This is a genomic window from Aeromonas ichthyocola (genome assembly GCF_046087985.1).
Lineage (GTDB): Bacteria > Pseudomonadota > Gammaproteobacteria > Enterobacterales > Aeromonadaceae > Aeromonas > Aeromonas rivipollensis.
Genome location: NZ_JBJSWH010000003.1, coordinates 514658 through 530781, shown reverse-complemented (window position 1 = coordinate 530781; position 16124 = coordinate 514658). Strand labels below are relative to the sequence as shown.

General features: G+C 65.5%; 11 protein-coding genes and 1 pseudogene. 6 read left to right on the top strand and 6 right to left on the bottom strand.

Annotation, left to right across the window (positions count from 1 at the left end; all coding sequences use genetic code 11):
* Positions 1 to 76 precede the first annotated feature (76 nt).
* The gene (locus tag ACF2JD_RS11255; RefSeq protein WP_440987437.1) at positions 77 to 1105 is read right to left on the bottom strand and encodes a 2-oxoglutarate and iron-dependent oxygenase domain-containing protein; all 1029 of its coding nucleotides are present in this window, start codon (positions 1103 to 1105) and stop codon (positions 77 to 79) included.
* A 405-nt stretch (positions 1106 to 1510) separates the two neighbouring features.
* Complete coding sequence (locus tag ACF2JD_RS11250; protein WP_440987436.1) at positions 1511 to 2149, bottom strand: NAD(P)H-binding protein; 639 nt, start codon at positions 2147 to 2149, stop codon at positions 1511 to 1513.
* A gap of 101 nt (positions 2150 to 2250) precedes the next feature.
* On the opposite strand from ACF2JD_RS11250, the gene ACF2JD_RS11245 reads away from it, so the two are divergent.
* Positions 2251 to 3153: a LysR substrate-binding domain-containing protein gene (locus ACF2JD_RS11245; RefSeq protein ID WP_440987435.1), complete on the top strand. Its 903-nt coding sequence runs from the start codon at positions 2251 to 2253 to the stop codon at positions 3151 to 3153.
* 61 nt (positions 3154 to 3214) lie between these two features.
* On the opposite strand, the gene ACF2JD_RS11240 is transcribed toward ACF2JD_RS11245, so the two are convergent.
* On the bottom strand, positions 3215 to 3955 hold the full coding sequence (locus ACF2JD_RS11240; protein ID WP_440987434.1) for an SDR family oxidoreductase: 741 nt from the start codon (positions 3953 to 3955) through the stop codon (positions 3215 to 3217).
* 186 nt (positions 3956 to 4141) lie between these two features.
* Between ACF2JD_RS11240 and ACF2JD_RS11235 the strand changes: the two genes are divergently transcribed.
* Positions 4142 to 5122 (top strand): helix-turn-helix domain-containing protein, encoded by a 981-nt coding sequence (locus ACF2JD_RS11235; protein WP_440987523.1) that lies wholly within the window; start codon positions 4142 to 4144, stop codon positions 5120 to 5122.
* A gap of 54 nt (positions 5123 to 5176) precedes the next feature.
* Here ACF2JD_RS11235 and ACF2JD_RS11230 read toward each other — a convergent pair whose 3' ends face one another.
* On the bottom strand, positions 5177 to 6697 hold the full coding sequence (locus tag ACF2JD_RS11230) for a diguanylate cyclase domain-containing protein (protein WP_440987433.1): 1521 nt from the start codon (positions 6695 to 6697) through the stop codon (positions 5177 to 5179).
* Between the two features lie 422 nt (positions 6698 to 7119).
* Here ACF2JD_RS11230 and ACF2JD_RS11225 point away from each other — a divergent pair, with 422 nt between their 5' ends.
* Together ACF2JD_RS11225 and ACF2JD_RS11220 are read left to right on the top strand one after the other, a co-directional pair.
* Positions 7120 to 9264 carry a TonB-dependent siderophore receptor gene (locus tag ACF2JD_RS11225; protein ID WP_440987432.1) on the top strand — a complete coding sequence of 715 codons (2145 nt, stop codon included), beginning with the start codon at positions 7120 to 7122 and terminating at the stop codon, positions 9262 to 9264.
* Positions 9265 to 9329: 65 nt separating this feature from the next.
* Positions 9330 to 10115 carry a siderophore ferric iron reductase gene (locus ACF2JD_RS11220; RefSeq protein ID WP_440987522.1) on the top strand — a complete coding sequence of 262 codons (786 nt, stop codon included), beginning with the start codon at positions 9330 to 9332 and terminating at the stop codon, positions 10113 to 10115.
* Between the two features lie 70 nt (positions 10116 to 10185).
* On the opposite strand, the pseudogene ACF2JD_RS11215 reads toward ACF2JD_RS11220, so the two are convergent.
* Positions 10186 to 11074: pseudogene (locus ACF2JD_RS11215) on the bottom strand (LysR substrate-binding domain-containing protein).
* Between the two features lie 208 nt (positions 11075 to 11282).
* Between ACF2JD_RS11215 and metE the strand changes: the two are divergent.
* Complete coding sequence (gene metE, locus ACF2JD_RS11210; protein WP_440987431.1) at positions 11283 to 13562, top strand: 5-methyltetrahydropteroyltriglutamate--homocysteine S-methyltransferase; 2280 nt, start codon at positions 11283 to 11285, stop codon at positions 13560 to 13562.
* Between the two features lie 100 nt (positions 13563 to 13662).
* On the opposite strand, the gene ACF2JD_RS11205 is transcribed toward metE, so the two are convergent.
* Positions 13663 to 14781 (bottom strand): glycosyltransferase family 9 protein, encoded by a 1119-nt coding sequence (locus ACF2JD_RS11205; protein WP_440987430.1) that lies wholly within the window; start codon positions 14779 to 14781, stop codon positions 13663 to 13665.
* 210 nt (positions 14782 to 14991) lie between these two features.
* Between ACF2JD_RS11205 and ACF2JD_RS11200 the strand changes: the two genes are divergently transcribed.
* Positions 14992 to 16113: an HPP family protein gene (locus tag ACF2JD_RS11200; RefSeq protein WP_440987429.1), complete on the top strand. Its 1122-nt coding sequence runs from the start codon at positions 14992 to 14994 to the stop codon at positions 16111 to 16113.
* The last annotated feature ends 11 nt before the right edge of the window (positions 16114 to 16124 follow it).

Here is a 16124-nt window from a genome sequence, read left to right as displayed (position 1 = left end):
ATCTGTGGAGGGGGCCTCACTGGCGCCCCTCTCCTGTGGTCGGGATGGCGGCTTGTTGCCATCCCCCTTGATGGCGTCAGGCCGGTACCGGCTCCTGCGCTACCCTGTGTTGCTGAGCATAGTGGCGCGCCGCCACATCGGGATGAGAGCGCAGCCTGCCCTTGAGCACGTTCTCCCCCACCTGATAGAAGAGGGGGTTGGTCGGGTCGCTCTCGGGCCCTTGTGCCTGCGCCGCCAGCTCGGGGGAGAGTGACAGCAGCGGCACTGTGGCATCGAGTCTCGCCGCCATGAAGAAGGCGCAGGAGAGACGCGAGACTCCGGGGGGCGGGCTCTGCACCCGGTGCAGGGTCGCCTTGAGGTAGCCGTTGGAGGCAAGCTCCAGCAGCTCGCCTATGTTGACCACCAGGGCGCCGGGCAGGGGCGGTGCGGAAATCCAGCCGTGCGCCGTCTCCACCTCTAGCCCCGAGTGATCGTCCTGCATCACCAGGGTCAGGTAGCCGGGATCCTTGTGGGCGCCGACCCCCTGGCCGCTGCCTCCCGCTTCCCGTCCCGGGTAGTGAATGAGCTTCATGTGCTGATAGGGGGCACCCTGGATGCTCTCGTCGAACACCCCGGCCGGTTGCTCCAGCACCTCGGCAAAGGCGGCGAGCAGGGTGAGGGTGATATCGCTCAGCCGCTCCTGCCAGTCCAGCAGTTGCGTCTTCATCTCGGGCAGGGCCGTGGGCCACTGGTTGGGGCCTGTGAGCCGCTGCCAGGGTTTGCCGGTCTGCGCCAGGGGGAGGGCCTGCTCCTCGTTCATGATGTCGAACTGCTCCCGCCTGTCCGGCCGCTCCCGGGTGAGCTCGGCCCCCACCAGGTTGTAGCCACGAAAGTGGGGGGAGTGCACCATCTGCACCGCCAGCTTCTCCTGCAGGGGCAGGGCGAAGAAGCGGGCCGCCAGCGCCAGTGTCTCCCGTTGCTCCGCCTCGCTCAGACCATGGCCTGTCAGATAGAAGAAGCCGATGTCGCGGGCCGCCCGGCCAAGCTTGGCCAGCATCTGGCGACGCTCCTCGGGGGTGCCATTGATCGCGGCATAGTCGATGATGGGCAGTGATGAATGTTCCATGTGCATCTCCTCACTTGCCGGATGTCGGGTGCAGTCCCGAGGCTCCGGTACAAAGACGGCGGTGTGGTTCGTGGCAGGAGTCGGGGTCCGTGGCTCACGATGGCACCATTTGGGTTGAGGGGGATGCTACTGTTCGGGGTTATAAGGTGGAAGCAACAAAATATTCTTAGTTATATACAAAAGTCGAAATAGAATTCGATCCCTTTGGGGCAGCCTGTCGATTGCACGGAGAAAATGCGCCCCTGCCGATCGCCTTGCCCCTGAATCCTCCTGGGGTCAGGGGCAGGGAAGGCGCAGTACCCGTGGGAGGCGAATGAACAAAGGGGAGGCATCAGCCTCCCCTTTGTTGGTGGGGCGCAGAGGATTGAGGGCTAGCGCCCGCTCGGTGCGCCCCGGTCAGCCTCTTCAGTAACCCAGGGTGAAGCGCTGGCGCAGGTGAGCCGGTTGTTCCGCTTCGTTGAGCACAGCGTTCGCCAGATCCCCGACCGTGATCCCGGCAGGCTTGTCGCCGCTAAAGAGCACCTGATCGCCCCCGAGACGGTAGCCGCCGCGCTTCTCGCCGGGTTCGAGGAACACCGGCGGGGAGACGAAACGCCAGTCGAGGGCGGCTTCGCGGCGCAGGGCGGTGAGACCGTCGCGGGCCGCAAGCGCCCCTTGCTTCCACTCGGCCGGGAAGTCCGGGGTATCCACCAGCTGCACGCCGGGGGCTATCTCCAGGCTGCCGGCACCACCGACCACCAGCAACCAGCTGTGGGCGGCTTTGGCTGCCTCGACTATGGCGCTGGCGCCCTTGAGGTACTGGTCGTAGATGTCCGGTGCACTCCAGCCCGGGTTGTAGGCGCTGATCACCCTATCCTGCCCCCTGAGCACGTCGGCCAGCGCCTGCGGGTCCTGGGCATCTACCGCCACTGTGGTGATCTGCGGGTGGGGGGCGACTTTGCTTGTGTCGCGAACTATGGCGGTGACGCTGTGGCCACGGCTGACGGCCTCATTGAGGATGGCTGAACCGACAAAACCGCTGGCACCTATGAGGGCAATTTTCATGGAGACGTCTCCTTCACTGTGGGAATGAGGCTATCCTACGCCCCCGGATGTGATTTAATAATCACCTGTAAATTGCATTCACTTGTAAGCTGGATTTAATAATGGATCAGCTCAGACGTTACGCCATCTTCGCCGCTGTGGTGGAGGCGGGCACCATGACGGGGGCCGCCAAGGCCCTCGGCATGACCCCCTCCGCGGTCAGCCAGCATATAGGCCAGCTAGAGAGCCTGCTCGGTCTCACCCTGCTCCATCGCTCCACCCGCCGCCTCAGCCTGACCGAGGCGGGGGAGGTGGTGTGGCAGGGGTGCCAGTCTCTGCAACAGACCCTCAACCAGACCGAGCTGCGCCTCTCGGAAGTGCGCGACAGCCTGCTCGGGGAGGTGCGGATCACCGCGCCCGTGGGCATGGCGGGCCAGCCGCTGGCGCTGGCCTTGTCACCCCTGTTGCAGGCTCATGCGGGACTCTGTATCCAGATCATCGCCGACGACGAGAAGCGGGATCTCATTGCCGAGCGCATCGACGTGGCGCTGCGGGTCGGCACCCTGCCGGACTCCACCCTGGTGGCCCGCAAGCTGGGCCAGACCCGGATGCTGCTGTGCGCCGCCCCCGCCTACCTGGCGCGCAAGGGGACGCCGCGCACCCCCGCCGATCTGGCGACTCACGACTGGCTCAGTGGCGACATGCTGGGGAGTGGCTTGCTGCTCCTTGACGAGCGAGGGGGCGAGCACAGGGTGAGGTTCAAACCCAGGGTGCTCTGCAACAACGTCCTGCCCCTGCGCCAGTTTGCCCTGGCGGGGCAGGGGATCTCCCTGCAACCCGAGGGGGAGGTTGGCGAGGATCTCGCCCAGGGCCGCCTGCTGGAACTGCTGCCAGGCTTTCGGGTGCCGCCCATGGAGATCCACGCCATCACTCCCCAGCGGGAGATCCCCGAGAAGGTGCGGCGGGTGATCACCGCCCTGCGCAGCCATTTCGCCGAGCCAGGGGGGACGGCGCGCCCCTTGTAGCACCGACCAAAAGCAGAGGGCAGCCCGTTGGCTGCCCCCTGTGGGCCCCGCTTGTCCCGCGCTACTTCATATAGAGGCCGCCGTTGATGGCCAGGGTCTCCCCTGTGATATAGGCCCCCGCTTCGCTGGCGAGGAAGGCCACGGCGGCGGCTATCTCCTCGGGTTTGGCGAGGCGGCGCATGGGGATGTCGGCCTTGATGCTGTCGAGGATGTCGGTGCGGATCGCCGCCACCATGGGGGTGGCGGTGTAGCCGGGGGCGATGGCGTTGACCGTGACCCCGAAGAGGGCCCCTTCCGCCGCCAGCGCCTTGGTGAAGCCCAGCATGCCCGCCTTGGCCGCCGAGTAGTTGACCTGACCGAACTGCCCCTTCTGGCCGTTGACCGAGGAGATGTTGATGATGCGGGCATCGCGCTGCTCGCACATGGCGTCGAACAGCGGCTGGGTCACGTTGTAGAGGCTGCACAGGTTGGTGTGGATCACCTCGAACCACTGATCTGGCGCCATCCGCTTGAAGGCGCCATCTCGGGTGATGCCAGCGTTGTTGACCAGCACGTCCACCCGGCCCTCCTCCTGCAACAGGCGGCCCAGGGTCTCGCGGCACATGGCGGTGTCGGCCACGTCCAGCGCCAGCAGCCGCACCTTATCCTGGTGATAGCCCTGCTCTGCGTACCAGTCGTGGGCCGCCACGCTGTTGACGCTGGAGTGGGTGGCGATGATGCGATACCCCTGGGCCAGCAAGGCGGTGGTGATGGCGGATCCGATGCCGCCCCGGGCTCCGGTGATCAAGGCAATCTTCTTCATCTTGGCTCTCCCTGCATATCACGAGTTGAACTGTGCCCCTGGGGGCAATTGACAACATTGTTTGCAAACAATGTGGCAGGGAAAGGCGTCACTTTTGTGACAGGGGGGCGCCTGGGGGAGGGGGCTCGCGAGGGGAAGCCGGGCCGGCAGCGGCCAGACGCCGGGGTTGCCGGGGCCGCACAAGGCTTGCCCCCGGCACGGCGGCCATGTTTAATGTGGCCACTTGGGCGAATGCGCCCCTTCGCCGGCACAGAGCCCGACCACAGCATGACAAGCTCCCTCGCTTTCCCAGACCCGGCGCCACGGACGCGCCCCCATTTCACCCGCATCGAGCGAGTGCTCGACTACATTCACGCCCACCTGGATCAACCCCTGTCGCTGGAGCAGCTGGCCGAGCAGAGCTGCTGGTCGCGCTGGCAGTTGCAGCGGGTCTTCTTGCACGAGACCGGCCAGACGGTGGCCCACTATGTGCGCGAGTTGAAGCTGAGCCTGGCGGCGGAGGCGCTGCTCTCGAGCCGTCAGCGGGTGCTGGATCTGGCGCTGAACCACGGTTTTGGCTCGGAAGTCAGCTTCAGCCGGGCCTTCAAGCAGCACTTTGGCTGCTCCCCCCTGGCCTATCGCAAGCGGGGCCTGCGGCTGGGGCTACGTACCCCCCTGGTTCGGGTCCCCATGTCCCTGGCCAGTCCCCCCAGACTGGTGCAGGTGCGGGTGGAGAGCCGGCCTGGGTTCACCCTGCACGGCGTCAGGGGGGAGATCCGGGGCCTCTTTGCGAAGGCGCCCGATTTTCAGCAGACGGTGCCCGCCATCTGGGGCGCCTGGCGCGAGGCGGGGGGACGCCTGTCCTCCAGCGAGCTGATAGGGGTGGTGGACGTGTCGGGGGCGGGGGAGCGGCTGCCTTACTGGGCCGGGGTGGCGGCAGAGGAGGGGAGTGAGCCGGGCCCAGGGCTGGCGCGCCTCAGGGTACCGGCACAGGAGTACGCCGTGCTCAGCCACCTGGGCCCCATCGATACGCTTGGGCAGTGCCTCAACTGGTTCATCCTGCACTGGCTGCCCTCTTCCAGCTATCGCGGGCTGGATGGCTTCGAGCTGGAGCGCTATGCCCCGGGCTTTGACGGCCAGCAGCCCGATGCTTCCATGGAGTACTGGCTGCCCATAGCGCCCCGCTAGGCTCGGCAACGGGACCCCTCATGCCGCCTGCATGATCTCAGGCGGCCAGCCCCGTCAGCCCGCAGGGTGAACCCGATTCTTGCCCGCCTCCTTGGCCTGATAGAGTGCCCGATCGACCCTTGCTATCAGCTGCGCGGCCGATTCATGGCGCCACTGCCCCAGTCCCGCCGAGAAGGTCACCACCAGCCCGGCCTCTCGCCATTGACGCTGCAGGACTCGCAGGCGCCAGCGCTCCAGCAGGGCCAGTGCCTGGGCCTCGTCTTCCCCCGGGATCAGGATGGCCAGCTCCTCCCCGCCGTACCGGTAGAGCCTGGCCAGGCCGTCGGCCACCGTCACGCCTTCCTGCGCCACGGCCTGGAGGACGCTGTCGCCCACCAGGTGCCCCAGCTGGTCGTTGATGGACTTGAAGTTGTCCAGATCTATCATGCCGAGGGAGAAGGGACGGCCGTCAGCCAGATGGCTGGCCAGATCCTGATCGAAGCTGCGGCGATTGAAGAGGCCGGTCAGGGCATCCGTGTTGGAGGCGGCGACGGCCTCCTGCATCTGGTGATGGGCGCTTTGGATCTCCTGGCGCAGCAGCTCTCCGGGCTTGCTCATGTCGATGCGGCCGACGCGCATCAGGGCGATGATCTCGACGATCATCTTGTTGATGGCATGGCGCAGTGAGCCCCAGCAGAGCAGGCAGATCAGCAGGCAGCCCGCCACGGCGATCTGCAACTGATAGGATTCGCTGTGGCTGGCCTCCTTGAACTCGGCGTCGCTGACGGTGTAGATGGCGAACCAGTCCGGGTTGGAGAAGGCGTAGTAGTAGACATGGGTCTGGTGCTCGGCGTCATAGAGATGGTCGGCCCCGTTGGTCATCTGTGCGATGAGCCGTGGCGCCAGCTGGCGGTGAAACAGGTTGCCCACATTGGCGTGCAGCAGGGTGTCGCCGGTACGGGCGATGAGATAGAACTCCCCCTTGAGGGGGCTCTTGAGCAGGCGCAGGGGGTGGCTCATCTGCTCGAGATCTAGCTCCATGGCCAGGGTGCCGAGGGGAAAGCCCTCCCTGTCGACTATGGGCCGGGAGACGGAAATGGTCCGCTGCTGGTCAATCCTGCTGGCGTAGTGGTCCGTGTAGCTGACGAAGAGGGGGCGGGAGGTAGCGGATTTGAACCAGGGCCGCTCCCTGGCATCAAAGCCCGCCTCGACCGGCAGGTGGGGGACAGAGTTGAAACGCCCCTGCTGATCGGCGACCAGGATGCTTTTCACATAGGGGGTGAGGGACAACGTTTGCATCAGGGTCATGCGAAGGGGGGCGTGCCCGTTGCCGAGGAAGGCCTGCAGGGCGGGCTTGTCAATAAAGCTGCCGGTCTCGTTGAGGACGTGCTCCAGCGGCTTGAATTGCAACGCGATGAACTGGGTCGCCATGTTGTGCACGAACATGGCGGCCACCTTGTGATACTTCACCTCGGCCGCACGCTGGATGCTGCAGCTGACCCCCACCAGGGCGGTGAGCAGGGTCAGCACTATCACGGCGAAGGAGACGTGGAGCTGGGTGTGACAGTGCAGATCTTTATTGATGATGTCATTCATTGGCGTGATCGTTTGGCCTCGTATCGTCTCAAACAGGACTGATAAAAGGGGCCGCATACTATCGCCATCCCTGTCGGCAGGGCTTGACCCGGATCAAGGGTGTGGATGAAAAAAGAGCAAAAACTCTAAAATGAAGGCCGGATGCGAGGGCTGATCCGGCCCGGTTCGGCCAGCAGGGCAGGGGGCCTTGAGGCCACCCCGGTGAAAGCGCATCCAGACCCGCCCCGGGCAGTACCCTCTCCATTTGGCTTCCCCTGCACTCTAATTCATTCGCCACGCAGTCAGATGGCGCCCTTCTCTCCCCCTTTCTTTGTCACTGACCCGCCAACATGCCCCAAATTGTTAATTCCGGGGCAATTTAGAACAATAAAATGCAAATGATATTTGTTACTATTCACATGCAGTAGGCAGTCGAGGATCAGATGCAACTTGTTCACCCCCCATTGACCGTGGTCGCCGCGACCATCTCCACCCTGTTGGCAGGCTCTGTGCTGGCCGCCGCGCCCACCAGCCAGGACGCGGCGCTGGCCGACGAGACCCTGACGGTGCTGGGTCAGACCTATCGCAACACCGCGACCAAGACCCGGCTCGACCCCATAGAGACGCCCCAGGCGATCTCGGTAGTGGACAGCGAGACCCTGGAACAGCGTGGCGTGAGCTCGGTGAGCGAGGCGCTGCGCTACGTGCCCGGGGTCAATACCGAGCTGCGCGGCGGGGCGGTCAACCGGCTGGATCTGTTCAACATCCGCGGCTTTGACAACTACCAGAACTTCTACGACGGCCTCTTGCTGCAGTACAACGAGTGGAACCTGCAACCCCAGATAGATCCCGTGGCCATAGAGCAGCTGGAGGTGTTCAAGGGGCCGACTTCGGTGCTCTATGGCAGCATGCCGCCCGGTGGCATGGTCAACCTGATCGCCAAGCGCCCGCAGCGCGAGAGCAATCACAGTGTGAGTGTGGCGACCGGCACCGGCACCCTCAAGGAGATGACCCTCGACAGCACCGGGGCCATCAACGATCAGCTCGCCTACCGTGTGGTGGGGCTGGCCCGCCAGAAGGAGGGTCAGGCGGTGACCTCGGAGGAGGAGCGCTACGTCTTTGCGCCCTCCCTGGACTGGCAGCTCGGCGAGCGCACCCTGCTGAACCTCAACCTCTACTACCAGAAGGATCCCGAAGCCGGCATCTATACCACTGTGCCGGCCAGCGGCTCGGTCAAGAGCAACCCCCTGGGGCAGCTTGGCAGCGATACCTTCCTTGGCGACCAGAACTGGAACGAGTACAACCGGGATGTGACCCTGCTCGGCTACAAGCTGAGCCACGACTTCAACGGGAACTGGCAGGTGCTGCAAAACGCCCGCTACATGGATGCCTCCGCCTATCAGCGCAACACCTACAACGCGGCCCTGGCGGCGGACAACCGCACCCTGGCACGCAACGCTTATTTGACCGACGAGGCGTCAAAGGGCTTTGTCATCGACAACCAGCTGGCGGGCAAGGTGATGACGGGGCCGGCCCAGCACAACCTGTTGCTCGGGGTCGATTACCAATATCTGGATGCGCGTATCCTCTATCAGGACACCCTCGACTACTCTGCCCCCGCCATCGACATCTTCAACCCGGACCACAACCAGATCCGGCCGGATGCCCTGGCCTTCTCCTATGAGGATCGCAAGACCATCCGTCAGTCCCAGACCGGCGTCTATCTGCAGGATCAGGTGCGCCTCGACCGGCTGGTGGCCATAGGCGGCGCCCGCTACGACAGCTACCGGATGGACACCGACAGCCGCGGTCTCTACCTGGGGGCCGCCAGCCAGTCCCTGGCCCAAATCGATCAGGATAACCTCTCCTTCCGCTTCGGCGCCCTCTACGAGCTCGACTACGGCTTGTTGCCCTATGTGAGCTATGCCGAGAGCTTCGAGCCGGTACCGGGGGCGGACAAGAGCGGCAAGGCGTTCGATCCCTCTACCGGCCACCAGTGGGAGGGGGGGCTCAAGTTCCTCTCCGAGGACATGAGCAAGACGGCCACGATCTCGGCGTTCCATATCACCAAGGAGAACGCCCTGGTGACGGATCCGGACAACGTCTACGGGCCCAAGCTGCAGACCGGCGAAATCGTCTCCAAGGGGATAGAGCTGGAAGGGCGCGCCGATCTCACCAGCCGGTTGGATCTGGCGCTGAGCTATACCCGCCAGGACATGGAGATCACCCGCGACACCACAGACTTGCAGGGCAAGACCCCGGTCTGGGTGCCCAAGCAGATGGCCTCGCTCTGGAGCAACTACCAGGCGGGCGGCAGCCTGGAGGGGATGCGGGTCGGCGCCGGCCTGCGCTACGTGGGGGAGGCCCAGCTCGATGCCGCCAACACCGACACAGTGCCGGATTATCTGCTGATGGACATGTCCGCCTCCTATGATCTCGCCGCCCTCAGCGCGAGCCTGAAGGGGGTGGGGGCATCCCTTAGCGCCAGCAACCTGTTTAACAAGACCTACTACTCCTGCTACGACCAGAACAACTGCTGGTTCGGGGCTGAGCGCAATGTGGAGGCTCGACTCAAATACGTATTCTGACCTTGCGCCCCGGACCTGCGCCGGGGCATGCCCCCTCTGCGGGTCCCGATGGCCGCCAGCACGCCCTGCCTCGCGGCCTCGGCACCCTGGCGGTGCACAGCCAGCATACCCTGCTGGCGGATCACGACGCCCTGTTTGCGGCGGCGGCCGGGCTCATCCCCTCCCTCAAGGGACGGCTGGCGGGGGAGTCCTCCGCGCTGCTGACGGCGCTCCCTCATGGCGCCCCGAACGAGGTCGCGGCTGCCCTGCATGGCCACTGGCAGCAGACGCACCCGGAGGCGGGGGCGGCCTACTGGTTGACCCGCAGCTGGGGCATGCTCTGCTGGCAGTCCATCTATCTCGCCATGGTTGCCGTCTATCGGGTGGGGGCGGTGCCCGCCCTGGATCGGATGGGGCAGGGCTATCAGGAGGGGCTGGTGTCCGGCTTCAGCCTGCCGGCGGAGCCCATGATCAAGGGGGAGGTGAAAATTCTGATCAAGACGGCGGGTGAGCGGTTGCAGGCCCACTGGCAGGAATTGTTCGCACTGCTTGGAGAGGTGCAGCGGCTACGCCCCGGCTTCGTGCGCCCGCTCCTGGCGGACGATCTGCTGGCGGCCCTGGTGCGGGTGCCGGATTTCTTCGGGGAGATAAGCCCAGAGGTGGTCCAAGCCCATGCGCCGCTCTGGCTCGCCGCCTGCGGCCTGCCCGCCGGGCATCTGGCGGGCTGGCGTCCGGCCTCGCTCCCCCAGGATGAGGCTTTTCCTGGCTATGTGCGCCAGCGCTGCTGCCTGCACTACAGGCGAGGAGATGGGGAGCTTTGTGGCAACTGCCCGAGACGGCAGGGAGCCGCCAGCTGCGGCGAGGGATCCTGAGGCGCCAGAGAGCTGGCACATGGAAAAGAAAGCGTGAGCGCCGCCCCTAGGGGCGGCTTTTTCATGCCCTTTACTGCTCGGCCATCTGGGTGCGAATGCGCTCGAACAGGCTCTGCAGGCAGGCCTGATCCCGATCGGCGGCCCGCACGGCCCCGTACATATGGCGGCGGATCCCGCTGCCCAGGGCGCGCGCCTCGAGCAAGCCCTGGCGCACGAACTCCTCGCTGGCCCAGCGCGGCAGGGCGGCGACACCGAGCCCGGCGGCGGCCATCTGCAACATGACCGAGGTGTTGTCCACCGGCTTGCAGCGGGCGGGTTCCACCCCGGCGGGTTGCAGGAAGCGACTGAACACGTCCATGCGGGCCCGCTCCACCGGGTAGACCAGCAGCACCTCCTGCTTGAGATCCTCCGGGGTTATCTTGGTCTGGTGACAGAGGGGGTGATCGGGCGCCATCACCAGGGTGAGATCGAAGGCGAACAGCGGTTCGAAGTGGAGATCCCCGCGGGCCTGCACGTCCGAGGTGAGCAGCAAGTCGAGCTGACCACCGAGCAGGGCGCTGATGGCATCGAAGCCGGGCACCGACTCCACCTCCAGCGCCACCCCGGGCCACTGGCGGCGAAAGCCCGGCAACAGCGGCAGCAGCCACTGGATGCAGCTGTGGCAATCCAGCGCCAGGTGCAGCCTGCCCGCATCGCCGCTGTGCAGGGCCAGCAGCTGGCGCTCGGTCTGGGCCAGGGCGGGCAGCACCTGACGGGCCAGGGCCAGCAGATGCTGGCCGGCCGCCGTCAGCACCAGGGGGCGGCTCTTGCGCAGATAAAGCTCCAGGTTGAGGCGGGTCTCCAGCTCTTTCAACTGGTGGGAGAGGGCGGACTGGGTGAGGTTGAGGCAGAGGGCCGCCCCCGCCAGTGAACCCTGCTCGGCCAGGGCGCTGATGGTCCTTCAGGTGCTTGAGATCTATGCCCGCGTTGGTGTTCTGATGGCTGGTCGATGGTTGGGCACACCCATGGCACTGCTCCTTTGTGCGTCAGTTGAGGATTTCTTGAGAGCCAGTTGAAGAGGATTCAATAGCCAAGGCAACCTTATCTCGTCACTCTAGATGTGTAAACATCTGGATGGCTAAATCATCCAGTTTCCCATCAGATGAATGAGCATAAGGAATTGGACCTATGACACGAGCACACACCCTGGGCTTCCCCCGTATCGGCGCCAAGCGCGAGTTGAAATTTGCCCTGGAATCCTACTGGCGCGGCGAGACCACCCAGGCCGAGCTGGTCGCCGTGGGCAAGAGCCTGCGGGAGCGCCACTGGCAGGCCCAGCGCACCGCCGGGGTCAACCTGCTGCCGGTGGGCGACTTCGCCTGGTACGACCAAGTGCTCGGCACCAGTTTGCTGGTGGACGCCGTGCCTGCCCGTCACCGCCATGTTGTCGATGGTAAGAGCGACACCGATCTCGATACCCTGTTCCGTGTTGCCCGTGGCCGTGCGCCCACCGGCCCCGCTGCCGCCGCTGCCGAGATGACCAAGTGGTTCAACACCAACTATCACTACCTGGTGCCCGAGTTCAGCCGCGACCAGCGCTTCAAGCTGGGCTGGAGCCAACTCTTTGAAGAGGTCGAAGAGGCCAAGGCGCTGGGGCTGCCGGTCAAGGCGGTGCTGCTGGGCCCGGTCTCCTACCTCTGGCTAGGCAAGGAGAAAGAGAGCGGCTTCTCCCGCCTCGAGCTGCTCGACCGCCTGCTGATCGTCTATCAGGAGATCCTGGCGAAACTGGCATCCCAGGGAGTGGAATGGGTGCAGATTGACGAGCCGGCCCTGGCCCTGGACCTGCCGGACGAGTGGCGCCTGGCCTACCTCAACGCCTACGAGCGCCTGAGCGGTCCCTGCAAGCTGCTGCTCACCACCTATTTCGGTTCGGTGGCCCATCAGCGCGACATCATCACCAGCCTGAAGGTGGATGGCCTGCACCTGGATCTGGTGGCGGCCCCCGAGCAGCTCGAGACCCTGGTCCCGCATCTGCCGGCCCAGTGGGTGCTTTCCGCTGGCGTCATCAACGGCCGCAACGTCTGGCGTGCCAACCTGGGCAAGCTGGCACCGACGCTGAAAGCATTGAAAGCCAAGCTCGGCGAGCGCCTCTGGGTGGCCTCTTCCTGCTCCCTGCTGCACAGCCCGGTGGACTTGACCCTGGAGCATGAACTGGATCCCCAGACCCGCAGCTGGTTCGCCTTCGCCCTGCAAAAGTGCTACGAGCTGGGGCTGCTCTCCGACTACCTGGACGGAGGGGATCTGGACAAGATCAGCGCCTACAGCCAGCCCATCGTGGATCGGGAGTCCGACAGTCGGGTCCACAAGCGTGCGGTGCAGTCCCGTCTGGCCAGCCTCACCAACAGCGATTTTGACCGCCAGAGCGCCTATCCGGTGCGCGCCGAGGCCCAGCGCACCGATCTCAAGCTGCCGCTCTTGCCCACCACCACCATAGGCTCCTTCCCGCAGACCTCCGACATCCGGTTGCTGCGCCAGGAGTGGCGGGCCGGTCGCATCGACGACGCAGCTTACGAGGCGGGCATTCAGGCCCAGATCAAGGACGCCATTGAACGCCAGGAAGCCATAGGGCTGGACGTGCTGGTGCACGGCGAGGCCGAGCGCAACGACATGGTGGAGTATTTCGGCGAGCTGCTGGACGGCTTTGCCATCACCCGCTTCGGCTGGGTGCAGAGCTATGGCTCCCGCTGCGTCAAGCCGCCGGTGATCACCCGGGATATTGACCGCCCGACCCCCATGACGCTGGCGTGGACCAAGTTTGCTCAGAGCCTGACCGACAAACCGGTCAAGGGCATGCTGACCGGGCCCGTGACCATCCTCTGCTGGTCCTTCCCCCGGGAAGACGTGAGCCGCGAGCAGTCCGCCCTGCAAATCGGCCTGGCCATTCGCGACGAGGTGGCAGGTCTCGAAGCCGCCGGCATCAAGATCATCCAGATTGACGAACCGGCGATCCGCGAGGGCCTGCCCCTGCGCAAGCAGGATCATCAGGCTTACCTGGATTGGGCGGTGCGCGCCTTCCGCCTGAGCGCCAGCCCAGTGGTGGACAGCACCCAGATCCACACCCACATGTGTTACAGCGACTTCAACCTCATCATAGAGGCGGTGGCGGCGCTGGACGCGGACGTGATCACCATAGAGACGAGCCGCAGCCAGATGCAGTTGCTCGAGGCGTTCGAGCGCTTCAACTACCCCAACGAGATTGGGCCGGGCGTCTACGACATCCACTCGCCGAACGTGCCGAGCCAGGGCTGGATTGAAGACCTGATCCGCAAGGCGGCCAGACAGATCCCGGCCGAGCGGCTCTGGGTCAACCCGGACTGCGGCCTCAAGACCCGCGGCTGGGAAGAGACCACGGCTGCCCTCAAGGTGATGGTCGATGCGACCCGGGCGCTGCGAGCCGAACTGGCCTGAGCTGCCTCTTACCGCTCGGCAGACAACGCAAGAGCACTGAGATAACGACAGAGGGAAGGCGCAGGCCTTCCCTCTTTTTTGCATGAGGGCCTTAAGCCCCTCAGGGGGTAAGCAGCAGGGGGACACCGGTTTGCGGGTATGGTGCTGGGCTTTGCGGCCTGTGCCACCCCTGCGATGGCACCTCCCGCGCCAGCGCCTCGGCCAGCCAGTACCCGTCGAGGGGGATGGCATTGCGATCCTCGATCACCAGATTGAGGTGCTGGGCGCCGAGGCAGCCGTAGCGCGCCGGGTCTGTCTGGGTGAAGAGGCCGAGGCAGGGCACGCCGCTCGCGGCAGCCAGATGCAGGGGACCTGTGTCGCAACTGACGAAGAGGGCGAGGCCACGGGTGAAGCGGGCCAGCTCGCTCATGCTGGCCAGGGATAGGTGCAAATCCCCCAGCAGGGGTTGGGGGGAAGCCGGATCTTCGAGCTGGATCAGCAGGGCATCGGGACTGTGGCGGCGCAGATCCCCGAGCAGTCTCCGCCACTGGGTGGCGGAGAGCCCCTTGCCCTTGCGGGCGCCGGTGAAGAAGCCGATGAGGGGACGGCCCGGGTGGGCCCGCCGCAACGCGGCCAGCGGCGGGCAGGGGACCTGAATCGCGCTGCCAAGCTCAATCTGCTCCGCCGGGTTGCCATGGCGACCGAGCAGTTGCAGGGGCTGGTGGGCGTAGTGGCAGCCACTGTCGGGGCGGAGGGGCTGATCGAACAGGGCATCCCCCTTGGCGTCGTCAAAGCCGATCTTCTCGCCGGCCCGCACCCAGGCGGCGACCATGTGATCCGTGCTGGAGGCGAAGGGCACATAAACGCTGTCATAGCGCCGCTGGCGCAGGCGCCACAGCACCGCCAGGGCGCCGATCAGCTGCTTGCCCTGCAAGCGGACCCGATGGATGGCCCCCAGTTGCAGATCGGCGAGAAAGGGGAGCAAGGGGCCGCCGCTGCACACCAGCTCGATCTCGGCTGTGGGGTGATCCCGTCTCAGCCGCTGCAGGAAGGGCAGCAGGAAGAGGTTGTTGCCGATGCGGTTGGTGCTGCGAATGACCAGGATCCGCCGGGGCGCCTGAGGTGATGAGGGCAGGCGGCCCCGTCCGGCCAGCCAGGCGAGGGTGGCCCGCTCCAGCCCGGCGGTCCAGCTGCGGCGCTGGCCATCGAAGCGGCGCAGGGCATCTCTGAGAGTCTTCATAGCGTTTGGCTCCGTTCATGAGGATGGCAGCAAGGTGACAGCCGACCCTTAAGCCCGCGTTAAGAGGGAGGAAAAAGTGCCGTGGAGCCGGTGGCGGCAGGATCAGCTGGCGATAAGCCGGGTGGTCAACCCCTGGCGGGCTGGTATTGGACCGGGGTTACTGGCTAGAATTGCGCATTTGAAATAAATGTTATCGTCTTCGGGAGCAGGATGCAGTTCAGGGATTTTTTGCCGGTATCGACCAATACCAGCCTCAAAGAGAGTTGTTACGGCGCCCTCGGCGCCTTCGTCGGATTGCTGGGCACCGCCTGGCTGTGCCAGTGGGGGCTGGGGCTGGAGGTGCACTGGCTGATCGCCCCCATGGGGGCCTCCGCCGTGCTGCTGTTTGCCGCCCCGGCGAGCCCCCTGGCCCAGCCCTGGTCCATCCTGGTGGGCAACGGGGTCTCGGCCCTGATGGGGGTGCTGAGTGCCAGCCTGGTGCCGGACATGGCCCTCGCCTCGGCCCTGGCGGTGATGCTGGCCATCGCCGCCATGTTCCTCACCCGCAGCCTGCACCCGCCCGGCGGGGCCGTGGCCCTGACCGCCGTCATCGGCGGCGAGGGGATCCGGGCGCTGGGGGTGGGTTATGTGCTGCTGCCTGTGCTGCTCAACTCCCTGCTGTTGCTGAGCCTGGGGCTGCTCTACAACCGCGCCCTGGGGCGCCGTTATCCCAATGGCGGCAAGGTGGCGCCCAATCGTCACCAGACGGCGGATCCCCAGCCGAGCGCCCGGCTCGCCACCCAGGACATCGACTTTGCCCTGGACAAGCACGGGGAGCTGCTCGACATCAGCCGCCAGGATCTGCAGGAGTTGCTGCAGGAGGCCCAGCTACACGCCCTGCGGGGGCGAGTGGGCACGGTGCGCTGTCAGGATGTGATGTCGCGGGATCTGGTGGTCAGCTCCCCAGAGGCCTCAGCCATGGCGGCCTGGGATCTGCTCTCTCACCATCAGATCAAGGCGCTGCCGGTGGTGGACGAAGAGGACCGATTGGCGGGCATCATCACCCTGCATGATCTGATGATCGACAGGGAGAGCCGCCAGCCCAGGGGGTGGGAGGCGCTCGAGCAATTGCGGGTGGCGGATCTGATGACCCGGGAGGTACGGACGGCGCGGCGCTACCAACCCCTCTACGATCTGGTAGAAGCCTTCTCCGACGGGGGCTTGCACCACATGCCTGTGGTGGAAGGAGAGCGGCTGGTGGGCATCATCACCCAGTCCGACATGGTGGCGGCCCTGTTCACCCTGGCCCTGCAACCCGGGCAGGCGGAGGAGGCGCCCGCCTGCGAGCCATAAGAAGCGGGCCC